Genomic DNA, 22,325 nt, shown 5'->3' with positions numbered 1-22,325 from the left:
TTCGCGCTCACAGTCCGGCGTCGAACCGCTGACAGTCCCTGGACCCGAATTAAACGTAAATGTGCATGAGTGATACCAGTCTCAAGGAACATTGGAACCGTGCCTGGACGACACAGGACGACACGAAGGTCAGCTGGTTTCAGGAAAAACCGGAGCCGTCGCTGTCGCTGGTGAGCCGCTACGCAACGGATCGGACGGCGGCAATTGTCGATATCGGCGGCGGTGCCTCCCGTCTGGTCGATGCGCTCCTCGATCTGGGATTTTCCGACCTCACCGTCCTCGATCTTGCCGGTTCTTCCCTGAAAATTGCCAGGCAGCGCCTCGGCGAACGAGCGGATACGGTCACGTGGATCGAAAGCGATGTCCTGAAGTCGGAGCCGGAACGCCGGTTCGACATCTGGCATGACCGGGCCACGTTTCACTTTCTGACCGACTTGGCGGACCAGCAGCGCTACAGGTACCTTCTGGACCGCGGACTGAAGCCCGGCGGGATCCTGATCCTCGGCACCTTCGCCCCGGACGGACCGGAAAAATGCTCCGGACTTCCCGTCTGCCGGCACGACAGTGCGACGATCTCACACGTGCTCGGCGACGGTTACGAACTTGTCGAAACCCTTGGTAATGACCATCTAACCCCTGCGGGGCGCACCCAGCATTTCAGCTACAGCGTATTTCGCCGCAGCCGGTAGTTATGATAATGTCTCCGGCTGCCGTTACCTGCCATTCCAACCCTGATGATGAAAACTGTCGGGACAGCCGCCCAAACCGACTTGTCCCGAAGCGCCGTGCGGACGATATTGACGCTCATGAAACTGGACTCAAAGATATTCGACAGCATCCGGGTCAAGCCCGACAAGGAGCGTCTGGAGGAGGATCTCCATCCGGCCTGCGAACACCCCGGCTGCAAGCGGCCCGGTGTCCATCGCGCGCCCAAGGGCCGGAACATGGAAGGCCAGTACTACCGGTTCTGCGTCGACCATGTCCGCGAATACAACAAGTCCTACAATTATTTCGCCGGCATGCAGGACGATGACGTCCGCAGCTATCAGAAGGATTCCATGACCGGCCACCGGCCCACATGGAAAATGGGCGTCAACCGGCAGGCGGCCGACGGCCCGGACGGCTATGATCCGCGCGCCAACATGCGTGCGCATGCCAACCGCAGGTCCGCCGATGCCCGCCGTCCGCGGCAAAGAAAACTTCTGGCGCTTGAAAAACGCTCCCTGGATGTGCTGAATCTCCCTGAAACAGCACGTGGCGGCGAGATCAAGGCGCGCTATAAGGAACTTGTGAAATTAAACCATCCGGATGCCAATGGCGGTGATCGTTCCTCCGAGGACCGCCTGCGGGAAATCATTCAGGCCTATAACGTCCTGAAGAAAGCCGGTTTCTGTTAGTCTGTATATTCTGCAGGCTTTTTCCAACAAGAACGCCGCCCGGCTGTCTGCCGGGGCAGCGGAGGACCGATGACTGAGACGACGAACGCGGCTGCAAGCATGCCGGATACCGAAATTTCCGTGGAAGAGGTCTTTGGGTTCAAGACCGACCTGAGAGTACCGGCGTTTTCGGTCCCGACCGAACACGTTCCGGACCGCGACGAAGACTACCTGTTCGACCGCGCGACCACGCTCGCCATTCTGGCCGGCTTTGCCCATAACCGCCGGGTCATGGTCACCGGCTACCACGGCACCGGCAAGTCGACCCATATCGAGCAGGTCGCCTCGCGCCTCAACTGGCCGTGTATCCGCGTCAACCTGGACAGCCACATTTCGCGTATCGACCTCGTCGGCAAGGACGCCATCGTCATCAAGGAAGGCCAGCAGGTCACCGAATTCAAGGACGGTATCCTGCCCTGGGCCTACCAGCACAACGTCGCCCTCGTCTTCGACGAATATGACGCCGGCCGCCCGGACGTGATGTTCGTGATCCAGCGTATCCTGGAATCCTCCGGCCGCCTGACTCTGCTCGACCAGAGCCGCGTGATCCGGCCTCACCCGGCCTTTCGCCTGTTCGCCACGGCCAACACCGTCGGCCTCGGCGACACCTCCGGCCTCTATCACGGTACGCAGCAGATCAACCAGGCGCAGATGGACCGCTGGTCGATCGTCACCACGCTGAACTATCTGCCCCATGACAACGAAGTCGACATCGTCCTGTCCAAGGCCAAGCACTACCAGAACGCGGAAGGCCGCGAGATCGTGTCGAAGATGGTCCGCCTCGCCGACATGACCCGGAACGCCTTCATCAACGGCGACCTGTCGACCGTCATGAGCCCGCGGACCGTGATCACCTGGGCGGAAAACGCGGAAATCTTCGGCGACGTCGGTTTTGCCTTCCGCCTGACCTTCCTGAACAAGTGCGACGACATGGAACAGACCCTGGTGGCCGAGTTCTATCAGCGCTGCTTCGGCGACGAGCTGCCGGAATCCGCCGTCAATGTCGTGATGAGTTAAGAGTGAAATGGCAGGTCCCGGAGACAACAGCCGCCCCGGCAAGGGCAAACCGGTCGATACGGAACCGTTCAAGCGGGCCGTAACCGGCACCATGCGGGCGATTGCCGGCGAGCCCGAACTGGAAGTGGTGTTTTCCGGCGACCGGCCGGGTGTGTCCGCCAATGCCGCCCGCCTGCCCGAGCCGTCGCGCAAACTCTCCCGTGAGGAAGTCGCCATCACCCGGGGCCTGAGCGATTCCATGGCCCTGAAGCTCGCGTGCCACGATCCCGTCGTGCATTCGCGCAACGCGCCGAGCGGGCCGGAAGCCCGCGCGCTTTTCGAGGCCGTCGAACAGGCCCGCTGCGACGCGGTCGGCTCGATGCGCATGGAAGGCGTTGCCGGCAACATCTCGGCAATGCTCGACGACCGCTTCCGCAAGGCCAATGCGCCGGAAGTCACGGGCCGGGAAGACGCCCCGCTGCAGGATGCGCTCGCCATGATGGTGCGCGAACGCCTGACCGGCACCCCGCCGCCCGCGAGCGCGGCCAAGCTCGTCGACATGTGGCGGGAGTGGATCGAGGACAAGGCCGGCCACGACCTGGACCGGCTGGTGCCCGAACTGGAGGACCAGGCCGGCTTCGCCAGCCATTTCCGTGACGTTCTGAAAGCTCTCGACATGGGCGACGAGATCGGCGAGCACGACGAAAGCGAAGACCAGGACGAAAGCCAGGACAACGGCAACAACGACGAAGCCGAAACCGGTGGCGACACCGAGCAGGACACCGGCGAACAGGAAGCCTCTCCCCAGGAAATGGAGATGTCCGGCGAGGAACAGGACGCCGGCGAGACCGAGGCCGCCGATGCCGAGTTCGAGGACTTTGCCGAAGACGACATGGCGGAGGACGCCGAGGAGGCCGGCGAAAGCGAACGGCGCGACCTTCCGTTTTCCAACCGTCCGCCGGTTTCCGACTACAAGGTCTTCACCACCCAGTTCGACGAAACCGTCACCGCCGAAGACCTGTGCGACATTGCCGAACTGGACCGCCTGCGCGGCTTCCTGGACAAGCAGCTCGTCCATCTCCAGGGCGCGGTCGCCCGGCTTGCCAACCGGCTGCAGAGAAAGCTCATGGCCCAGCAGAACCGGGCCTGGGACTTCGATCTGGAAGAGGGTCTGCTCGACACCGCCCGCCTGACACGTGCAGTCACGGACCCGATGGCCCCGCTTGCCTTCAAACAGGAGCGGGACACCAATTTCCGCGACACGGTCGTCACCCTGCTTCTGGACAATTCCGGCTCTATGCGCGGCCGTCCGATCACGGTTGCCGCGACCTGCGCCGATATTCTCGCGCGCACGCTGGAGCGCTGCGGCGTGAAGGTGGAAATCCTCGGCTTCACCACCAAGGCCTGGAAGGGCGGCCAGTCCCGCGAGGCCTGGATCGGCGCCGGCAAGCCGGCCACGCCCGGCCGGCTGAACGACCTGCGCCACATCATCTACAAGTCCGCGGACGCCCCCTGGCGCCGGTCGCGCCGGAACCTCGGGCTGATGATGCGCGAAGGGCTCCTGAAGGAAAACATCGACGGCGAAGCCCTGACCTGGGCCCACGAGCGCCTGCTCGCCCGGCCGGAACAGCGGCGCATCCTGATGATGATCTCCGACGGCGCGCCGGTGGACGACTGCACCCTGTCGGTCAACCCGGGCAACTACCTGGAGCGGCATCTGCGCCACGTCATCGAGGACATCGAGACGCGGTCGCCGGTGGAACTGATCGCCATCGGCATCGGCCATGACGTGACCCGCTACTACCGCCGGGCGGTGACCATCGTCGATGCGGAAGAACTGGCCGGCGCCATGACCGACCAGCTCGCGGATCTCTTCGACGACGAGATCCAGATGGCGACGCCTGTCCGCGGACGGCGGAAACGGGCCGGAAGTCACCGTTAATGAGGCGCCGCGACGGATACGGCAGTCTGCTTGCCGCGATCTTCGTCTTTGCCTTCCCGCTGCTCACGGCTTCTGGCCCGGCGCATGCCCTCGACCTGCTCAGCGAGGGCACGCCGGCCAAGGTGACTGTCCGACAGATCGACCAGTTCCAGATCGGCCGGTCTGAAACGAAGTTCGGCTCCCTGACCTATCTGGGCGGGCTGGAACTGATTTCCCCCGACCGGAACGTCGGCGGGCTGTCCGGCCTGATCAGTCTGGAAGACGGACGGCAGATCCTGGCCGTTACCGACAATGGCATCTGGTTTTCCGCCGACATAGAACAGGCCCCGGACGGAAAGCCCCTCGAGCTTTCCAACGCCCGCTATGCCGACATGCTCGACCAAAAGGGCCGGGCCCTGCGGAAGGGCAACGGCAGCGACACCGAGGCGCTCGCCATCGACGGCAACACGGTTCTGGTCTCCGCGGAACGGGTCAACACTGTCTACCGCTTTCCCTGGCCCCTGAAGACGGGCAAGGAGCGCCTTGTCGGCGAACTCGCGCTTTCACCCGAGATCCACACACTGCGGGGAACCAAGGGGCTGGAATCGATCGCCGTCGCCCCGCCGGGCTCGCCGATTGCCGGCACCCTGGTCGCCATCGCCGAGCGGGGCAAGACCGGGCACGACAACCTGCCGGGATTTCTGATCGGCAAGGGCAAGGTGGAGCGCTTTGCCGTCGTGCGCTCCGACCGGTATGACGCGACCGACGCCGCCTTCCTGCCGGACGGAACCCTGCTTCTGCTGGAACGCCGCTTCAACCTGCGCGATCTCGTCGGCATGCGGATCCGCCGATTTGCCGCCGACAGCCTCCGCCCCGGCGCGGAACTCAAGGGCGCGGTCCTGATGGAGGCCGACTACGGCAACCAGATCGACAACATGGAAGGCCTCGACATCCACCGGGATGCCCAGGGCCGCACGATCCTGACCCTGATTTCGGACAACAACCGGTCCATCCTGCAACGGACGCTGTTGCTCAGGTTTATGCTCGACGACAAATAACCGGTTCGAAATTTCCCCGGGAGGCAATTATGGACGCCATCAATTACCCGCTTATCCTCGGGGCCGCATTGATCGCAATTCCAAGCCCCGGTCCTGCAACCCTGGCCATAGCCGGCGCCTCCATGGCCTCCGGGCGCCGGATCGGCATGGCGCTCGGGGCCGGTGTCGTGTGCGGCTCCCTGACCTGGTCGACATCGGCCGCCTTCGGGCTGAGCGCCATCATGCTCGCCCACGTCTGGATGTTTGAAGCCGTCCGTTATGCAGGCGCCGCCTATCTCATCTATCTGTCCATCGTCTCGGCGAGATCCGCCTGCTTTGGCAAAGGGAAAAAGGCCAGTCCGGTGGAAATCAGTTCGATGGGCGCGGCGTTTCGAAAAGGACTGGCCATTCACCTGACCAATCCCAAGGCGATCTTGTTTTTCGGGTCGCTCTACTCCATCGGCGTTCCCGCCGGGGCGACGGCCGGAGATCTGGTGTCCATCATTGCCGCTGTCGGCTCGCTCAGCGCCTTCATAATGATCGGCTACGGCTGGCTGTTTTCCATCGCCTCCGTTCGGCAGGCCTATATTCGGCTCCATCGCTGGTTCAGCGGCCTGTTCGCCCTGGCCTTCGGCGCCATCGGCTTCAAGCTCCTGACCACACGGCTAGTCTGAAACGCATGCCAAAGAAAAAGGCGCCTGCAAGAGGCGCCTTCGCTAAATTGTCTGCGGGTCTTTGTCAGGCGACCGATCTCTTCGGCAACGGCACCAGGAAGCCGAGCAGGATGCGATAAGGGGCAAGCAGGAAGATCGCGACCAGGATCTTCACCGAAAAATCGCCCACAGCCCAGGAAATCCAGCGCGGCACTTCCGGCGCGAACACGCCCAGCAACGGCGCCGACTGCACCGCGAAGTCGTCGTAATAGCCGAGCAGGACAGCCATGCCGCCGGAAAAGGCGATGGAGAAAAACAGCAGCGTGTCGATCACCGACCCGAACAGGGACGATGCGAACGGGGCTTTCCACCAGCTCAACCGGCGCAGACGGTTGAAGACGGTCACATCGAGCAGCTGCGCCACAAGGAAGGCCGAGCCGGACGCGACCGCGATGCGCGGCGTCGACAGCAGGATCGACAGGGCCACGGCCAGGACGAAGCCGACCGCCACAACAAGTCGGGCCGGATTCGGTCCGAATTTGCGGTTGGTCAGGTCCGTGACCAGGAATGCGGCCGGATAGGTGAACGCACCCCAGGTGAGCAGATCGGCCAGGTTGATCGCGCCGAGCGTGCCCTGGACCGGAAACTGGACCAAATAATTGGACGCAACAACGACAACCGCCATCGCGGCGACCGCGATGGCGAAGTGGCCCACGGAGAATCTCCGGGTAGCAGTCATTTCAGATCCCCGAAAGGGTTCAGGCAGCGGCTTCAGCCTGCTGGCGCTTGATGCTGACCTTGATCTGACGGGCCTTGTCCGACAGCGTGTCGTCGGAAGCCTTCAGCAGGTAAGCGTCGAGACCGCCCTGATGTTCGACCGAACGCAGGGCATGCGCGCTGATGCGCAGCTTGAAGGTCTCACCGAGCGTATCGCTCAGCAGCGAGACGTTGCACAGGTTCGGCAGGAACCGGCGACGGCTCTTGTTGTTTGCGTGCGAGACGTTGTTGCCCGTCATCACGTCTTTGCCGGAGAGTTCGCAGCGGCGTGCCATGATATCACCTTTTGTCTTCGGGCCGGGTTTGAATGGCCGGCAGTTACGACCGGAAAGGAGCGGGCCACCGGCCCGGCTGCGGCATTTCCGGCATTTTTCGGAAAAAAGTTGCCCCGCTATAAAGGGCGCGCGCGTCATCGTCAAGACATCTGCGCATTCAGCCTGAATTTCTCGCACAAGAGGCCATTTTCCGAGGAACGCGGGTCCCCATTCCCGCGCGTGCCACGGTCCTGCCCACCTTTCCGCATTTTTCAATGGTTCATCTGTGTTATGTTAACCATAGAGTTACCATGACAACGAACAATTACGCCATTGGTATTCAGGATTGCGGAAGAGGGTCCGACAATCTTCCCACACGTGATGGGCCATACACAATGGGTTAGGCGCGGGGGCGCAGCAACTCTGCCCGATAACGGGCAGTGTGGAGGTTTGAAGTGTCAGGTCTTAAGTCATTCGGACGGTTTCTGGCTGTACCGGTTCTTGCCGCCGTCCTTTGGACGGCCCCTGCGGAAGCGCAGAAGAGCAGCATCGGCGGTCTGTATGATATCACCATCGCCGGCCTGACGATCGGACGCGGCAGCCTGGCGCTCGTTCTGCAGGGCAACGCCTATTCGGCCAAGGTTGGACTTGAACCGGCCGGCGTCGGCACCTTGTTCAGCACCGGCAAGGGCGGGGCCCAGGCCTCCGGCTGGCTTCTGGGCAACAAGGTCGTTCCGTCGAAATACGAGATGGCCTCCCATGCGGCGAACCGGGATTTCTATGTCGCCCTCGGCCAGGGATCCGGACACATCCGCTCCATGGAAGTGATGCCCCAGTTCAAGCCGAACGCGGAACGGATCAAGGTGACGGCCAAGCATCGCCACAATGCGATGGATCCCCTGAGCGCCGCCCTGATGCCGGTCCCGACCGCGGACGACCTGATCGGCCCTGAAGCCTGCAAGCGGAAACTGCCGATTTTCGACGGCTGGACCCGTTTCGACATCAAATTGAGCTACAAGGGCACGAAAAACGTGTCCGGCCACGGCTACAACGGTCCTGTCGTCATCTGCAAGGCGAAATGGATTCCGGTGGCCGGCCACCGTCCGTCCAAGGAATCGGTGAAATACATGGCCAAGGCGGGGATGGAAACCTGGCTGGCCCCGCTCGGCGGCAATGTCCTGATCCCCTACCGGATTTCCATCGATACCAAAACCGGCAGGCTGGTGGTGCAGGCCTCCCAGCTCAACATCAAGTCCGGGGCCGGGGACCAGGCCGCCAGATAGGCTCTTGATATCGCGAAAGACGTTTCCATATCCGGCGGCAGTCCTTGTTGCCATCGGACCAAGCGCTCTTGCGCCCGGTCCAGTCTCTTGATAGAGCCCATGGCAATTGTTACGCAATCAACCAGCCCAGCTTTGTGGGAAATACGGCCCTCCTCTTCATTCAGGCTGTGGCGCGTTTCAGGTGTGAGAGTAGATGCACAGCTATCTGGAATTCGAAAAGCCCGTCGCCGACATCGAAGGCAAGATCCAGGAACTGCGGGCACTGGCCGCAGGTGGGGAAGCCGTCAATGTCGAGGACGAGATCAACCGCCTGAAGAGCAAGTCCTCGCAAACGCTGCAGGATCTCTATTCCAAACTGACCCCCTGGCAGAAAACCCTGGTCGCCCGCCATCCCGACCGGCCCCATGCCGCGGATTACGTTGCCGGTCTGATCGAGGATTTCACCCCGCTGGCCGGTGACCGCAATTTTGCGGAAGACCATGCGATTATCGCCGGTCTCGGCCGGTTCCGCGGACAGTCGGTCGCCATCCTCGCCCAGGAAAAAGGCTCCGATACCCAGTCGCGCCTGAAGCACAATTTCGGCATGGCCCGTCCCGAAGGGTACCGCAAGGCGGTCCGGATCATGGACATGGCCGAACGGTTCGGCCTGCCGGTGATTTCCCTTGTCGACACCGCCGGCGCCTATCCGGGGATCGGCGCGGAAGAGCGCGGTCAGGCGGAAGCCATTGCCCGGTCGACCGACAAGGGCCTGGGGCTCGGGTCTCCGACCGTTTCCGTCGTGATCGGCGAAGGCGGGTCGGGCGGAGCGATTGCCATCGCCACCGCCAACAAGGTCCTGATGCTGGAACACGCGATCTACTCGGTGATCTCCCCGGAAGGCGCCGCATCGATCCTCTGGCGCGACAGCGCACGGGCACAGGATGCGGCGACCAACATGAAGATCACCGCTCAGGACCTCCTGCAGCTCGGCGTGATCGACGGCATCATCGAGGAACCGGTCGGCGGCGCACACAGGGCCCGGGAAACCGTTATCGACCGCGCCGGATCGGCCATCGAGACCGCCCTCGCCGACCTTGCCGGCAAGAGCGCTGACGAGATCCGCAAGCATCGCCGCGAGAAATTCCTCGCCATCGGTCGCACCCTGTCCTGACGGACGCCTTTTTCATTTCCGCCACAGGAATTTCGCCGCGCTCGTGACCGGGCGTGGCACTGCCGTTGTTTGGCCAGAATTTCAGGGCATTGAACGACTTGGCTGATGTCCATACATAACTTAGGGGCAGTCAGGCGTTGACGAAAACGTGCTGAACCGTAGTCTTCCAACAGGCGGACTGTTTTAGGTAACCTGCTGGCAACCATAATCTCATAGATAATCGGGATTGGGGTGCGGGTCCGGATGACGGAATTCTGCGACAGCGGGAAACGCCGCTCAGGACACGACCACCAACGGTATGAAGCGTATTTGGGAAAATCACATGGCGGCATGGCGCCTTCCGACAAGACAGTATCCAGTCACACGGTTTCCAGGCACCGCTGGTTTGGGCCGGATTGCCGGCAGGATCGCGGGAATGGTTCTCGTTGCCGGAGTTCTCGCCGCCTGCCAGCCCGATGAGCTCGGCTACGGCCCGAAGGCCCAGCGCCCTGTCAGCGACCCCATCAAGCGCAAGATGACCGATCTCGACATGCCGTCGACGTCGCCGATCATGATCCGGATCTTCAAGGAGGAATCCACCCTTGAGGTCTGGAAGGAAAAACGCAACGGCCGGTTTGCGCTGCTTCAGTCCTTCGAGATCTGCAAATGGTCGGGAAAACTCGGCCCGAAAATCAAGGAAGGCGATCGCCAGGCGCCGGAAGGCTTCTACGAAATCACCCCGGGCCTGATGAATCCGAATTCCAGCTACCACCTGGCCTTCAACCTGGGCTTCCCGAACCAGTATGACCGCTCCTATGGCCGTACTGGGACCAATCTGATGGTCCACGGCGCCTGTTCGTCGCGCGGCTGCTACGCCATGACCGATGCCCAGGTCCAGGACATTTACGCGCTTGCCCGCGACAGCTTCAAGGGCGGCCAGCGTTCCTTCCAGGTCCAGGCCTTTCCGTTCCGCATGACCCCGGAAAACATGGCCAAGCACTATGACAGCGAGTACATGGATTTCTGGGGCATGCTGAAGGTCGGCTACGATCACTTCGAGCTCACCAAGGTCCCGCCGAAAATCTCCTTCTGCGAAAAGAAATATGTTTTCGACGCCACACCGCTGGTGGACGGCGTTCCCTTCCGCGCGGCCGCGAAATGTCCGGCCTATGAGGTTCCGCCCCGGCTGCAGCAGCTGGTTCAGGAAAAGCAGCGCAAGGACGACGAGAAATTCCAGCAGCTGGCCGCTAGATACGAGGCGCGCGCCGAACGCGAAAAGCGCTGGGAGGAACGTCAGACCAAGTTCGCCAACATTCTCGGCGGATCTGCCGAAGCAAGCACGGACGGAACGTCTGAAAACACGGAACCCGCTGCCACCGAGGCAACCGCGTCCGTCGTGCCGGCACCCCAGCAGACCCGGCCCGGAACGGCTGTAGAGACCCAGGCGGTCGCCCTCCAGCCGGAAAAGAAGGAAAGCCCGACGGCCGGTTTCTTCAAGCGCTGGCTCCCCTTCGGTTCCAAAACGGAAGACACCGAAGGCACGGTCGGACCTATTGAGACGACTGCGACGCCTGCTCCGAAGCCTTAGAGACATTCCTGTTCTGACGATGGCGCTTGCCGCCGCCCCCCTAATTTCCTCTCCCATGGGAGAGGGAGCAGTGCAGCCAGTTTCCCGTCCAGAAAGTGAAACTCTAGGCCCAGATCGCCATCCTGAGGCCCTTGCCGTCGCGCTGGAAATCCTTCGGAAACGGCTCCGCACCTCCATTGGCGATCCGCTCCGCAATCAGGCAATTCGCGGCCGCATCCAGAAGATCGTCCCGTCCGCAGCCGCGCGGCGGCTTTTGGTCGAGGAAATCCCGCTCAAAGCCGCAGGAGACAAGCAGGTCCCGGCGCTGATCGAGACCCGGCCCGTTGGCGCGGCTCTTGATCTTTTTCGGCAGGCTCATCGCCTCGCCGTTGTTGAGGCGCCAGAAGGCGAGTTCGGGATGGACCTCGTAAACACGCGCCTCCAGTTCCGGTGTCATCAGCCCGTCGATCTCGCGGATTTTCGGAAACAGGTAGAAGGCCTGCTTGGAGACTTTCTTCGGCGGCTCGGAGGTCGTCTGCGCGATCTCGCAGGCCTGAGCATAGTCCTCGGCATAGACCGCGCTACGTGCCGGAACCGCAAAGACCGATGACTGCCGTTCGCCCAGATGCCGGCGTGCCGCCTTTTCCGGTCCGCGTCCGCCGGCTCCGATCCTGTCGGGAAGGCCGATCGGCATGTCGACGGCGATGACGGAAACGGTCGGGGAATGTTTAAGAACCTCCGAAAAGGAGGAAAACACCGCCAGACGAACCTCTGCCGGTTCTCCCAGTCGCCAAAGGACCGCAACCCAGCCGGCCCTGCAGCCGTCGACGCCGGCGACCCAGTCCGGGCCGTCAGGCACGGCTCGTGGTTTCCAGAACCCGGCGGCTCGAGACGAGGGCCATCGGCCGGCCAAGCGATTGCTGCTCTTCGGCGAACAGCAGTTCGTCCGCCCCCTTTTTCACGCTGCGGGCAACCAGTTCGAAGGCGGACCCGGCGGCACGCACCAGCGCGTCCTCGTCGGACAGGCCGTCGAGGTGCCGCGACAGGAACAGCCCGGCAATCAGATCCCCGGTGCCGTGCGGCGCATCGGCAACCATGGCATGCTCGGCAACCACCGCGCCGCGCGGTCCTGCCAGAAGGTTTGCGATCGCATTGCGCCGAAGCGCCGGCGCCGATGTCACCAGCACCCGGTCAGATCCCAGCGTCCGGGCCGCAGACAAGGCCTGAAGTTCGCTCTTCACCTCGCGCCCCGTCAGCCAGGACAGTTCGAAACAGTTCGGCGTGACGATATCGGCCAGCGGCACCAGCGTGTCGCGGATCGCCTCCGCGGTTGCCTGCGGCACGTAAAGACCGCCGTCACCGTCATCGGTCCGGTCTCCCATGACCGGATCGCAGACGTAAGGCGCGTCGGGGGTATGGCGCTTGACCGCCTTTACCAGCTCCGCAATCGCTGCGGCCTGGTCCGGATGGCCGAGATAGCCCGTCAGGACGCCGCCGATCTCGCCAAGCTTGGGCGAAGCCGCAAGATCGGCCACTATCGAGGAAAAATCCGCCGGGCTCGGCGTAATCCTGGTACCCTTGCCCTGACCCGGATGCCAAGGCAGCAGAATCGTCGGCAGAAACCAGACGGAATGGCCGAGCCGCTCCAGGGAGAAAACCAGTCCGCGGCCGCTGATCCCGCCGCGCACGACCTGGGAGGTAACGACCAGCAAGGGCTTCTTGGCCGCCGCCGGCTGGCCTTGAGTGATGTTCATGTCCGGGTCTTTCGTCAGGCGCTTTTAGCCGGGGTCGCTTGGGAGGCGCCGCGACCATAGCGGTTTTCGATATAGTCGAGAACCATCTGCTTGAAGTCTTCGGCAATCCCCTCACCGCGCAGGGTCGCCACCTTCTCGCCGTCGATGAAGACCGGGGCGGACGGCGTTTCGCCGGTGCCGGGAAGCGAAATGCCGATATCGGCATGCTTGGATTCCCCCGGCCCGTTCACGATGCAGCCCATGACCGCCACATTGAGGCTTTCCACGCCCGGATACTGTTCCCGCCAGACCGGCATCGACACCCGGATATGCTCCTGAATGTCGCTGGCAAGCTCCTGAAACACGGTCGACGTGGTCCGCCCGCAGCCCGGACAGGCCGCCACCACCGGAACGAAGGCGCGGAAGCCCATCACCTGGAGAAGCTCCTGGGCCACCTGAACTTCCCGTGTCCGGTCGCCGCCCGGTTCCGGCGTCAGCGAGACGCGGATCGTGTCGCCGATCCCCTGCTGCAGCAGGATGCCCATGGAGGCGGCGGACGACACGATTCCCTTGGTTCCCATGCCCGCCTCGGTCAGCCCGAGATGCAGGGCGTAGTCGCAGCGCCGGCCAAGGTCGGCATAGACGGCAATCAGGTCCTGAACCTGGCTGACCTTGGCCGAAAGAATGATCCTGTCCCGGCCCATGCCCAGCGCTTCGGCCCGTTCGGCGGACAAGAGACCGGACTGGATGATCGCCTCGCGCATGACCGCGGCAGCCGAGACAGGCGTGTCACTTGCCGCGTTCTCGTCCATCAGCCGGGTGAGAAGTTCCTGGTCGAGCGATCCCCAGTTGACGCCGATGCGCACTGCCTTGTCGTGTTTCAACGCCAGATCGATGATCTGCGAGAACTGGGTGTCCCGCTTGGCCTTGAAGCCCACATTGCCCGGATTGATCCGATACTTGTCGAGCGCGGCCGCGCAGTCGGGATAATCCGCCAGCAGCTTGTGGCCGATATAATGAAAGTCGCCGACCAGCGGCACGTCGATCCCGATCCGGTCGAGCCGGTCCTTGATCCGGGCCACCTGGGCCGCGGCTTCCGGCCGGTCGACGGTGATGCGGACAAGTTCCGACCCGGCGCGCGCCAGGGCCGCCACCTGGGCGACCGTCGCATCCGCATCGGCCGTATCCGTATTGGTCATGGACTGCACCACGATGGGCGCATCGCCGCCGACCGTGACATTGCCGACGCGGACAGGCACCGATACCCGTCGTGGCAGGGGTTTTGCGAAATCGTCGATCATGGGATCAGCCAATTCAGTTTGCCGTCGTTTTCCGTGACAGGGCATTCATACCGATTGATTAGTGTTCCTTCGGCAAAAGGGCAATGGTCAGGGCATGTCAAAGCCTGATGACAATTCGCCCCTTCCCTCTAAACTGGTAAAAACGACAATAAAAACAACCTGCACTTAGAATCGGACCAAGAGGCCCACGTGTTCAGACGCATTCTCAATGACTCCTTCTCCCTCGTTTTCGGCAACCTGGAAACGGTCTTCAAGGTCTGCGGCGCCTGGTTTGTCCTGCAATTCGTCCTGTTGCTTGTGCTGCAGGTGATCCTTGGAAGCCCTCCCGACGACCTGGCCGTCACGGCAGGCCAACCGGTTCAGGTGTCCCCGGCCCAGATGCTTGCGGCGTTCCTCGTGGTGATTGTCGCAATCGTGGCCTCTGCTTCGATCGCCGTCGCCTGGCACCGGTTCGGTCTGCTCGGCGAGCAGCCGGGGCTCATCCATTTGCGCGTCGGAGCGATCGAGGGCCGTTTCATTTTGAAAATGTTCCTGATCGGGCTCATTACCATCGCGATATTTCTGCCTCTCGAACTGTTCGTAAGCCTTTTCGGCACCATGCTCGATATCCTGATCGGCGTCCCAGTTGTCACCGTTGTCAGCTTCCTGGTCCTGAGCGCATTTATCATACCGCATATCGTCCAACTTTATCTCTCGCTGCCTGCTGTGGCGATCGAACGCCCGATCGGCCTGAAGGAAGCCCACAAGCTCGGACAGGGCCTCGGCTGGCCCATGATCGGTGCCGGTGTCGTTCTCGTCCTCCCGTTCGTGCTGGTTGCCCTCGGGCTGCAGTACCTGTCACAGATGGTCGCCGGCGGCGGGTTGCTGGCGCTTCTGATCGCGATCAAGCTCGCCCTGTTGAACGTTCTTTTGCAGATCATCCTGACCGTGCTGAGCATCTCCGTGATCTCCGCCGCCTACCGGATCGCCTTGGAACGGCAACATGCGAACTTTGGGGAGACGCCTTCAAACCCGGACTGAAATTGCTATATCAGAGCCGGATTCTGACCCGGATTGCGAAGGGAGTATTTCGCCCGTGTTCCTCACTCTGCTTGAACGGTCCTGGTCGCTCGCCCAGCACAATATCGGCACGCTGTTCCGGACCGGCTGGGCCTATATCCTGGTCCTGGTCGCAGTGAATTTCGCGATCGGAGCGACCCTTTCGCCGACCGCCGGGTTTTCGACCGTGTCCTACATGACCGAGCCGGTGGCAGCCGCGGATGAGGGCGGGCTCCGCCTTCTGGCAGTGCTCGCAAACGCCCTGCTGGGCTTTTCCATCGCCATCGCCTATGTGCGGCGGATCCTGATCGACGCCCATGATTTTCCGCTCAGCATCGGCAAGCGGACGCTCAACGTGATCCTGAACCAGATCCTGCTGAGCCTGATCGGGGTCGCGGCCCTTGTCCCGCTCATCATTACCGCGCTGCTGCTGGCAGCGGTGACGGCCGGGATCGGGCTGTTTCTCCTGTTCGCCGCTCCGTTCGTGGCGCTGATGGTGGTGCAGAAATTTTCCGTCATCCTTCCCGCAGCCGCTGTCGACGATCCGCTCACCTTGAAGGACTCCTGGCGGGCAACCTCCGGTCTCGGCTGGGCCATGGCCTTTTCCGCTCTGGTCATGAGCCTGCTGGCGGGATGCCTGATCGGGCTTTGGATGCTGGCGCTCCAGGCATTGAACGCCGTTCTTCCCGCGGATCCGACCATGATCCAGATCCGTTCGGCCCTGTTTCCGGCGGGACTGACACTGATCGGCGTGTGGATTTTCGCCAGTCTTCACGCCACCTTTTACGGCCTGATCCGCGAGCGCTTCGCGGCCCGGCTGGGATTGACCCGGACGGATTATGAAACGGCGGACGCGCGCCGGGTGATTGCCCGGAAAAAGGCGGAAAAGGCGCTCGCAAGGGTACGGCGGCTCCGCAAACCTTGAACCCGTAAGGCCGATTCTCACAATTACAAAATCATCATGCTGCACCGCAATCAGTCTGTGCTAGTTTCACCGAACTCAAATTGCTGCGGCCTCGGCGCGCCAGAACAAAGGGAACGGGAAACGCCACAGACAGGCCTGCCGCCTTCAATCCCGTTTTATTGATGAGGAGATATCAAATGCTCGAAAAGAAGACCGCTGTCGTCACCGGCTCCACCTCCGGGATCGGGCTCGCCTGTGCCCGGGCGTTTGCCGAACAGGGGGCCAATGTGGTGATCAACGGTTTTGGCGAGGCGGATGCCATCGAGGCCGAGCGTTCCGGCATCGAGAAGGACTTCGGCGTCCGCTGCATCTATTCGGCCGCCGACATGACCAGGCCGGACGAAATCGCGAACATGATCTCGAATGCGGAAAACGAGCTCGGCTCCGTCGATGTCCTGATGAACAACGCCGGTATCCAGCACGTGGCGCCCGTCGACGAATTCCCGATCGACAAGTGGAACGCGATCATCGCCATCAACCTGTCCTCCGCCTTTCACGCCATTCGCGCGGCCGTGCCGGGCATGAAGAAACGCGGCTGGGGCCGGATCATCAACACCGCTTCGGCCCATGCGCTGGTGGCCTCGCCTTACAAATCCGCCTATGTGGCCGCCAAGCACGGCATCGCCGGCCTGACCAAGACCGTCGCGCTGGAAGTTGCCCAGCAGGGTGTCACGGTCAACGCGATCTGCCCGGGCTATGTCTGGACGCCCCTGGTGGAAGCCCAGATCCCGGACACCATGAAGGCGCGCAACATGACCGAAGATGAGGTCAAGCGCGATGTCCTGCTGCAGGCGCAGCCGACCAAGCAGTTCGTCACCGTCGAGCAGGTCGCGGGCTTCGCGGTCTTCCTTTGCTCGCCGACCGCCTCCGCCATTACCGGCAGCATTCTGTCGATGGACGGCGGCTGGACGGCCCAGTAGTCGCGGCCCGAACGGCCGCATGTAAAGGCACACAACCGGCACTCCTACCTGTGCGTGTTACCCCAAATTGCCAAGACCCCGTTCCTGGCACATCATAGGGGACCGCATAGGGAGGAGAACCGAAAATGTGGTACAGATCGATTGCCGCCGCGTGTTTGGGAAGTCTGCTTTTTGTCCTGCCTGCCGGGGCCGAGCAGATTTCGAAGCTGACAATTGGAAACTGGGATGGCGGCGCCTATACCCATACCCAGACAGGCGAATTCAGCCACTGTGCCGCATCGGCGGATTACAAGAGCGGGATCACGCTGGTTTTTTCCATACACCGCGACCTGACCTGGGCGCTGGGACTGGCCAATGACAGTTGGAAACTCACCGAAGGCGACACGTACCCAGTGGAATACCGGGTCGACCGCAGCAAGACATATGAGGGCACGGCAACGGTGATCGCCCCCAACCAGGTGAAAGTTCCGCTTCCGGGCGACGATCGCCTGTTCAACCGGTTCCGCCATGGCAGCATGCTGACCATCGTCGCCGCGAACCAGACCATGCACTTCAGCCTCAACCAGACGAGCCGGATGCTGTCGGCCCTGTTCGACTGCGCGAAGCACTGGCGCGACAACTACTCCAAACCCACGGACAACCCGTTCGGCAGTAGCGGCGGCAGCGGTGGCAGCGACAATCCGTTTCAATAAGCCCGCCACCCGCGGCCGGTCGGCGCTGACCTGAAGCATCGGCCGGCGAAATCAGTGCCGGTTTCCTGTCGGAGGTTAAGCGCCATTAAGGTCCGGGTCGCATCCTGCCTTGCATTTCGCAACGCAGGCATCGTTACTTGTTCCTTAAGGCAATCAATATCTTGAGACGAAGCACCGGACACGCCTCTAGGTCTTGTGACCGGCGGCGTGGAAACCAGTTGGCAAGGCTTTTGCGATAGCAATGGCACGCTGATTGTCAGGTTGTGCGTCGTCAGCGACAATGGATGGAAGAGGCAGGCAACTGCGACCCCGCCTGCTTCTTCCCTCCGTCCCTTTCAGGAAAATCGATGCGAAATTTTGCCCGGCGGCTTCGGCCTACCGGGTCACGATGATCTTTGTGTTCTGCTTGCCGTTTTCATTGATCAGCGAGAACAGACGGGCCGCATTGTCCGGGTGCAGCCGGATGCAGCCGTGCGAGGCCGGCCGGCCCAGGTTTTTGATGGCCGTGGTGCCGTGAATTGCATAGCCGCCGTAAAAGAAGACCGAATAGGGCATGGGCGAATTATGGTATTTCTTCGAAAAATACCGCACGTGCATACGCCCGGGACGAAACGTTCCGACCGGTGTGCGATATCCGCGCCGCGCGGTCGATACCGGCCAGGAATGTCTCGGAATGCCGTTGATATAGACCCGCATCTTCTGGTCTGACAAATCGACTTTGGCAACGATGGTTGCGGCATTCGCCCCGGAACCGGCGCACCAGATCGTAAAAACAAAACAAGACACCAAAAGGGCTTTGAGAAAACGCATTACTTACCCCCATCATGAGAACGGGGCAGAGATAGCATGAATAGCCTTTCTTTTCTATCAACAGTCCGAAATCAGCCGGCCGGATACCTCATTTAACGTAAATGGCGGGCTTGGCCGATACCCGGCCTGAAAACAGAATTTTATGAATCCGCACCCTAGTCTGGCATTCTCCGCCAACATGCCTTTAAGGTGCCACGGGGACGACCTATGTGATTGAGGTAAAGCAGGATCAGGGAACCGACATGCGATCCACACATTCGTTAAGGCATATCCGCGTATTTCTTTCCGCTGCTGTCATAGGCGTCATAACCGCGACGGCCATGCCTGCATCCGCACAGGACATCGACAAGATCAATGCCGACAAGGGCTGCAAGGACTGCGACCTCCGGCTGGGCGAACTCCGGGAGTTGAATATCGACGGCGCGAATTTCGACGGCGCCATCTTGCGTGAAGCCGACATGAAGGGCGCCGTCCTGCCGAACAGCTCCTTCCGCGAGGCGGACCTGCGCCGGACGGAAGCAGAGCGCGCGGAGTTGCAGGCCGCGGATTTCACCGGCGCGTCCATGCGCGGTGCCGATCTGGAAAAGGCGAACCTTCCCCGCGCCATCTTCAAGGGGGCGGACCTGAGGAACACCGACTTCAACGAGACGAACCTGGAAGGCGCGGATCTCACCGGCACGGATCTGCGCGACAGCACCCTTATCCGGGTCAACGCGGCCCATGCCAGCTTCAAGGGCGCGAAGATGGATGTCGTCGATCTTGAACGGAGCGACCTGTCCGGTGCGGACCTCTCCGGCGCCCGCCTGAAACACTCCGACCTGGACCGGATCAAGGGCGTGGGTGCCTCCTTCGAGGGCGCCGACATGAGCGGGGTCCGCCTCTCCAGCGCAGACCTGACAGGCGCGAACCTGAAGAATGCGGACCTTTCCGAAGCCCTTCTGCGCCACACACGCCTTCCCGGCGCCGATCTGACCGGTGTCGAAGGCCTCGATCCGGCACGCATCATCGGGGCGTGCGGCGATGCGGAGACGAAGCTGCCGAAGGGCATAACCCTGGAGCCCTGTTCCTGATCAGGGCGCCTCACATAAAAAGCGCGGCTCAGGCCGCGCTTTTTTCTGCTGGATCATGTGGGGTTCGATCGAGATCTAGTTGAACAGATCGAACGAAAACCGGTAGGTCGCTCCGAGACCGACATTGAACTGGTTCCTTTCGCCCGCCTTGGCGATCGGGCTGGAGGCGGCATCCCCGACCAGGCGATCGTAACCACCCTGCAGGTGCAGCCGGACATTGTCGGTGAGGTTGTAGCTGATGCGCGACGCCAGACCGACGGACTTGAACCCGGCGCTGGGATTATAGGCGGTCAGGCGTCCGCCGCTTGCAGCCGCTTCGGCCGCGCTCACCCCGAAATAGGTATCCATGTAATCGCCGGCGGCGAAGCTCGTGCGCGGACCGATGCTCCATTCGATCTTGTCCGTGGGATAGAAGATCGCGTCGGCGCCAAGCTGGCCCACCTGGCTGGTATGACCGTTGAAGCCTTGGCGCAACTCGGCGAAGGCGCGGAAATATTCGGTCCGGAACCCGGCGCCCAGCCCGAGTTCCAGCGCCCAGTTGACCGTGTTGGTGCCGGTCAGGTCGATACTGTCGCTGGCTTTGCGTTCGCCGATATAGTTGAACGACGGATAAACGAAGAAGCCGCGCTTCTTCCGCTCGTCGGCAATCTGGCCCAAACCCGGAAAATAGAAATTCGCCACCGAAATGATCGGGAACGGATAGATCAGGTAGGTATCCGCACCTTCATAACGGGGCTGGTACATTGCGCCGCCGCCGAGTTCGATCACGTACTGGCGCGTCGGTTGCGGAGCCGCCGGATAGGCATCCTGTGCCTGGACCGGAACAACGAGTGCCGCAAGGGCGGTTGCGCTCAACAGGCAGCGTGCGAAATGAGTGGCCATCTGGATTCCCGAGGACTTTAATTCGAATTTGAGGCGACATTAGCACAGAAAAAGATTACCGGCGGTATACGGCAAAACCGATTGTCGCGATCTGTTGCATTTACGCACCGGTAAATGGCTTGAAAGAGGATTTGGCATTTACCGTAACGCCCGCCGGGACACGCTGCGTCTTGCAGGAACGCTGCGAGAAAGCTACATGAAGCAGCAAGACGAACCCAAATTGGCCCCAAATTGGCAATGGACGAAAACTGATGCTGGCAATTCTCAACGTTATTATGATGGCGCTGAACCTCTACATCTATGTGGTCATCGCCAGCGCGATCTTTTCCTGGCTCTACGCGTTCAACATTGTCAATTCCAGCAATCAGCTGGTCGCGATGATCGGGCAGGTGCTCTATAACCTGACCGAACCGGTGCTTCGCCCCATCCGCCGCTTCATGCCGAACCTCGGCGGCATCGACATTTCGCCGATCATTCTGCTGCTCGGCATCTTCCTGATTCAAAACATCATCGTTCTTTATATCGCACCAAACGTCTATTAAGGCCTGGAGCCCAATCGGTGTCCACAGACCATCCCTGGCGGCGATCCGGCGATGGTCTTCTGGTGGATGTGCGCCTGACGCCGAAATCGTCAAAAGACGGGATCGACGGCATCGAACAGCTCGCCGATGGACGCTGCGTGCTCAAGGCCCGGGTCCGGGCCGTTCCCGAAAAGGGTGCCGCGAACACCGCTCTGATCAAGCTGGTCGCCAAGGCTGTCGGCCTGCCGAAATCGGCTGTCGACTTGGAAAGCGGCTCGACTTCCCGGATCAAAATCTTGCGGCTGAGTGGCGACGCGGATCAGTTCGCCGCCGCACTCGCTTCGATCTGTTCGGAATGAGCGCCGCACCGGCTGCCGCCGATCAGTCTTCCAGGGGCCTTGCTTCCTCCGCCAGCATGATCGGAATGCCGTTGCGGATCGGATAGGCCAGCTTCGCGGCCCGGGAAATCAGTTCCTGATGTTCCGCGTCATATTCCAGCGTGGTTTTCGTGACCGGGCAGACCAGGAGTTCCAGGAGCTTGCGGTCGACCTTGCGTTCTGTCTGTTCGTTCATTTCCCACTCCCGCGGAACCCGCATCTACTGCAGGGTCGTTCCGCCATCGCCGCCGTTGTTCGTTCTGGCGAGGTCCATCTCCGTAATGGCGATCAGGGTCTCCGCCCGCGTCTTCAGGTCCCGGGCTTCCAGAAGCGCCTGTTTTTCCTGCGCGCCGTAGGGGCACATCATGCACAGCGCGTTGACCAGCACTTCCGTCTCCGCTTCCGACACGCTCTGCCAGTCCGCTTCCAGGTTGTTCGCATCGAGGTAGTCGCGCAGCACCTTCAACAGGCCGTTCCGGTCCACATCCTCTTCGCCGATGCCAGTTGTCAGGTCATGGGAGAAGGCGGCAAAGTCGCATTCCACCTGCCGGAATGACGTGATCGTGTCGAGTTCCCGGCCGAGGGCGAACCGGGTGACCCCCTGCAGGGTGATCAGATAGCGCCCGTCGCCGGATTCCTGGAAGCTGGTCAGCCGGCCGACGCAGCCGACCGGAGCGAGAACCGGATGATCCGGATCCATCTGGATCATGTCCGGCGAGGGCTGGACCATGCCGATCAGCCGGTTTCCGGCAAGAGCCGCATCGACCATGTCGATGTACCGCGGCTCGAAGATATTCAGCGGCAGCTGGGTCCGCGGTAGGAGGAGCGCACCTTCCAGCGGAAACACCGGAAGAACCGGCGGCAAGTCCGCAATGGTTTCATAGATCGCATTTCCCGCCTGCATCACTTCAAGCCTTCCAGATCTTCGTGTCCGGCGCCGCAATACTGCGCCCGCCGTTCATGG

General features: G+C 61.8%; 25 protein-coding genes. 16 read left to right on the top strand and 9 right to left on the bottom strand.

Going from position 1 to position 22,325, the window contains the following annotated elements; genetic code table 11:
* Window positions 1-65: 65 nt before the first annotated feature.
* The 6 genes from HK439_RS11630 to HK439_RS11605 all read left to right on the top strand — a co-directional run bounded on the left by HK439_RS11630 (window position 66) and on the right by HK439_RS11605 (window position 6,064).
* Entirely contained in the window at window positions 66-689 is a 624-nt protein-coding gene (locus HK439_RS11630; RefSeq protein ID WP_190291666.1) for a class I SAM-dependent methyltransferase, read from the top strand.
* Between the two features lie 117 nt (window positions 690-806).
* Window positions 807-1,397 (top strand): DnaJ domain-containing protein, encoded by a 591-nt coding sequence (locus HK439_RS11625; protein ID WP_190291665.1) that lies wholly within the window; start codon window positions 807-809, stop codon window positions 1,395-1,397.
* Window positions 1,398-1,466: 69 nt separating this feature from the next.
* On the top strand, window positions 1,467-2,453 hold the full coding sequence (gene cobS / locus HK439_RS11620) for a cobaltochelatase subunit CobS (protein WP_190291664.1): 987 nt from the start codon (window positions 1,467-1,469) through the stop codon (window positions 2,451-2,453).
* Between the two features lie 7 nt (window positions 2,454-2,460).
* A complete protein-coding gene (gene cobT / locus HK439_RS11615; protein WP_190291663.1) occupies window positions 2,461-4,374 on the top strand; it encodes a cobaltochelatase subunit CobT in 1,914 nt (637 codons plus the stop codon).
* On the top strand, window positions 4,374-5,411 hold the full coding sequence (locus HK439_RS11610) for an esterase-like activity of phytase family protein (RefSeq protein ID WP_190291662.1): 1,038 nt from the start codon (window positions 4,374-4,376) through the stop codon (window positions 5,409-5,411). The genes cobT and HK439_RS11610 overlap by 1 nt, the downstream gene beginning before the upstream one ends.
* 29 nt (window positions 5,412-5,440) lie before the next feature.
* Complete coding sequence (locus tag HK439_RS11605; protein ID WP_190291661.1) at window positions 5,441-6,064, top strand: LysE family translocator; 624 nt, start codon at window positions 5,441-5,443, stop codon at window positions 6,062-6,064.
* A gap of 64 nt (window positions 6,065-6,128) precedes the next feature.
* Here HK439_RS11605 and HK439_RS11600 read toward each other — a convergent pair whose 3' ends face one another.
* Complete coding sequence (locus tag HK439_RS11600; protein ID WP_190291660.1) at window positions 6,129-6,782, bottom strand: queuosine precursor transporter; 654 nt, start codon at window positions 6,780-6,782, stop codon at window positions 6,129-6,131.
* A 19-nt stretch (window positions 6,783-6,801) separates the two neighbouring features.
* Window positions 6,802-7,095 (bottom strand): 50S ribosomal protein L28, encoded by a 294-nt coding sequence (gene rpmB / locus HK439_RS11595; protein ID WP_190291659.1) that lies wholly within the window; start codon window positions 7,093-7,095, stop codon window positions 6,802-6,804.
* 434 nt (window positions 7,096-7,529) lie between these two features.
* Here rpmB and HK439_RS11590 point away from each other — a divergent pair, with 434 nt between their 5' ends.
* The 3 genes from HK439_RS11590 (at window position 7,530) to HK439_RS11580 (ending at window position 11,074) form a co-directional block, all read left to right on the top strand.
* On the top strand, window positions 7,530-8,357 hold the full coding sequence (locus tag HK439_RS11590; RefSeq protein WP_190291658.1) for a DUF3108 domain-containing protein: 828 nt from the start codon (window positions 7,530-7,532) through the stop codon (window positions 8,355-8,357).
* A 193-nt stretch (window positions 8,358-8,550) separates the two neighbouring features.
* A complete protein-coding gene (locus HK439_RS11585; protein WP_190291657.1) occupies window positions 8,551-9,507 on the top strand; it encodes an acetyl-CoA carboxylase carboxyltransferase subunit alpha in 957 nt (318 codons plus the stop codon).
* A gap of 415 nt (window positions 9,508-9,922) precedes the next feature.
* Window positions 9,923-11,074 carry a L,D-transpeptidase family protein gene (locus HK439_RS11580; protein WP_190291656.1) on the top strand — a complete coding sequence of 384 codons (1,152 nt, stop codon included), beginning with the start codon at window positions 9,923-9,925 and terminating at the stop codon, window positions 11,072-11,074.
* Window positions 11,075-11,177: 103 nt separating this feature from the next.
* Here HK439_RS11580 and HK439_RS11575 read toward each other — a convergent pair whose 3' ends face one another.
* The 3 genes from HK439_RS11575 to ispG are packed head-to-tail and all read right to left on the bottom strand — an operon-like array spanning window position 11,178 to window position 14,087.
* Window positions 11,178-11,912, bottom strand: coding sequence for a DUF429 domain-containing protein (locus tag HK439_RS11575; RefSeq protein ID WP_190291655.1), 735 nt, complete (start codon window positions 11,910-11,912; stop codon window positions 11,178-11,180).
* Complete coding sequence (gene pdxY, locus HK439_RS11570) at window positions 11,905-12,807, bottom strand: pyridoxal kinase (protein WP_190291654.1); 903 nt, start codon at window positions 12,805-12,807, stop codon at window positions 11,905-11,907. Before pdxY ends, HK439_RS11575 begins: the two co-directional genes overlap by 8 nt.
* 14 nt (window positions 12,808-12,821) lie before the next feature.
* Complete coding sequence (gene ispG, locus HK439_RS11565; protein ID WP_190291703.1) at window positions 12,822-14,087, bottom strand: flavodoxin-dependent (E)-4-hydroxy-3-methylbut-2-enyl-diphosphate synthase; 1,266 nt, start codon at window positions 14,085-14,087, stop codon at window positions 12,822-12,824.
* Between the two features lie 189 nt (window positions 14,088-14,276).
* Between ispG and HK439_RS11560 the strand changes: the two genes are divergently transcribed.
* From HK439_RS11560 to HK439_RS11545, 4 genes are all read left to right on the top strand, one after another.
* Window positions 14,277-15,107 carry a hypothetical protein gene (locus HK439_RS11560; protein WP_190291653.1) on the top strand — a complete coding sequence of 277 codons (831 nt, stop codon included), beginning with the start codon at window positions 14,277-14,279 and terminating at the stop codon, window positions 15,105-15,107.
* Between the two features lie 55 nt (window positions 15,108-15,162).
* Entirely contained in the window at window positions 15,163-16,050 is an 888-nt protein-coding gene (locus HK439_RS11555; protein WP_190291652.1) for a 4-hydroxy-3-methylbut-2-en-1-yl diphosphate synthase, read from the top strand.
* A gap of 176 nt (window positions 16,051-16,226) precedes the next feature.
* Complete coding sequence (locus tag HK439_RS11550; RefSeq protein WP_190291651.1) at window positions 16,227-17,009, top strand: 3-hydroxybutyrate dehydrogenase; 783 nt, start codon at window positions 16,227-16,229, stop codon at window positions 17,007-17,009.
* Window positions 17,010-17,134: 125 nt separating this feature from the next.
* Entirely contained in the window at window positions 17,135-17,701 is a 567-nt protein-coding gene (locus HK439_RS11545) for a hypothetical protein (protein ID WP_190291650.1), read from the top strand.
* A 375-nt stretch (window positions 17,702-18,076) separates the two neighbouring features.
* Here the strand turns inward: HK439_RS11545 and HK439_RS11540 are convergent, their stop codons facing one another.
* Entirely contained in the window at window positions 18,077-18,511 is a 435-nt protein-coding gene (locus tag HK439_RS11540) for a L,D-transpeptidase (RefSeq protein WP_190291649.1), read from the bottom strand.
* Between the two features lie 320 nt (window positions 18,512-18,831).
* Between HK439_RS11540 and HK439_RS11535 the strand changes: the two genes are divergently transcribed.
* The gene (locus HK439_RS11535; RefSeq protein ID WP_209011734.1) at window positions 18,832-19,581 is read left to right on the top strand and encodes a pentapeptide repeat-containing protein; all 750 of its coding nucleotides are present in this window, start codon (window positions 18,832-18,834) and stop codon (window positions 19,579-19,581) included.
* Window positions 19,582-19,656: 75 nt separating this feature from the next.
* Here the strand turns inward: HK439_RS11535 and HK439_RS11530 are convergent, their stop codons facing one another.
* On the bottom strand, window positions 19,657-20,463 hold the full coding sequence (locus tag HK439_RS11530) for a MipA/OmpV family protein (protein WP_190291647.1): 807 nt from the start codon (window positions 20,461-20,463) through the stop codon (window positions 19,657-19,659).
* 251 nt (window positions 20,464-20,714) lie between these two features.
* On the opposite strand from HK439_RS11530, the gene HK439_RS11525 reads away from it, so the two are divergent.
* Window positions 20,715-21,005 (top strand): YggT family protein, encoded by a 291-nt coding sequence (locus tag HK439_RS11525; RefSeq protein ID WP_190291646.1) that lies wholly within the window; start codon window positions 20,715-20,717, stop codon window positions 21,003-21,005.
* A 17-nt stretch (window positions 21,006-21,022) separates the two neighbouring features.
* Window positions 21,023-21,343 (top strand): DUF167 family protein, encoded by a 321-nt coding sequence (locus tag HK439_RS11520; RefSeq protein WP_190291645.1) that lies wholly within the window; start codon window positions 21,023-21,025, stop codon window positions 21,341-21,343.
* 22 nt (window positions 21,344-21,365) lie between these two features.
* Here the strand turns inward: HK439_RS11520 and HK439_RS11515 are convergent, their stop codons facing one another.
* Window positions 21,366-21,557, bottom strand: coding sequence for a Trm112 family protein (locus tag HK439_RS11515; RefSeq protein ID WP_190291644.1), 192 nt, complete (start codon window positions 21,555-21,557; stop codon window positions 21,366-21,368).
* A 24-nt stretch (window positions 21,558-21,581) separates the two neighbouring features.
* A complete protein-coding gene (locus HK439_RS11510; protein ID WP_190291643.1) occupies window positions 21,582-22,265 on the bottom strand; it encodes an LON peptidase substrate-binding domain-containing protein in 684 nt (227 codons plus the stop codon).
* Window positions 22,266-22,325: the final 60 nt, after the last annotated feature.

Origin of the sequence: Roseibium aggregatum (assembly GCF_014692675.1) — a bacterium.
In the GTDB taxonomy this organism is placed as follows: Bacteria; Pseudomonadota; Alphaproteobacteria; order Rhizobiales; family Stappiaceae; genus Roseibium; species Roseibium aggregatum_C.
Note: the sequence above shows the minus strand (reverse complement) of the source record. Positions and strands in the feature narration are given on the sequence as shown.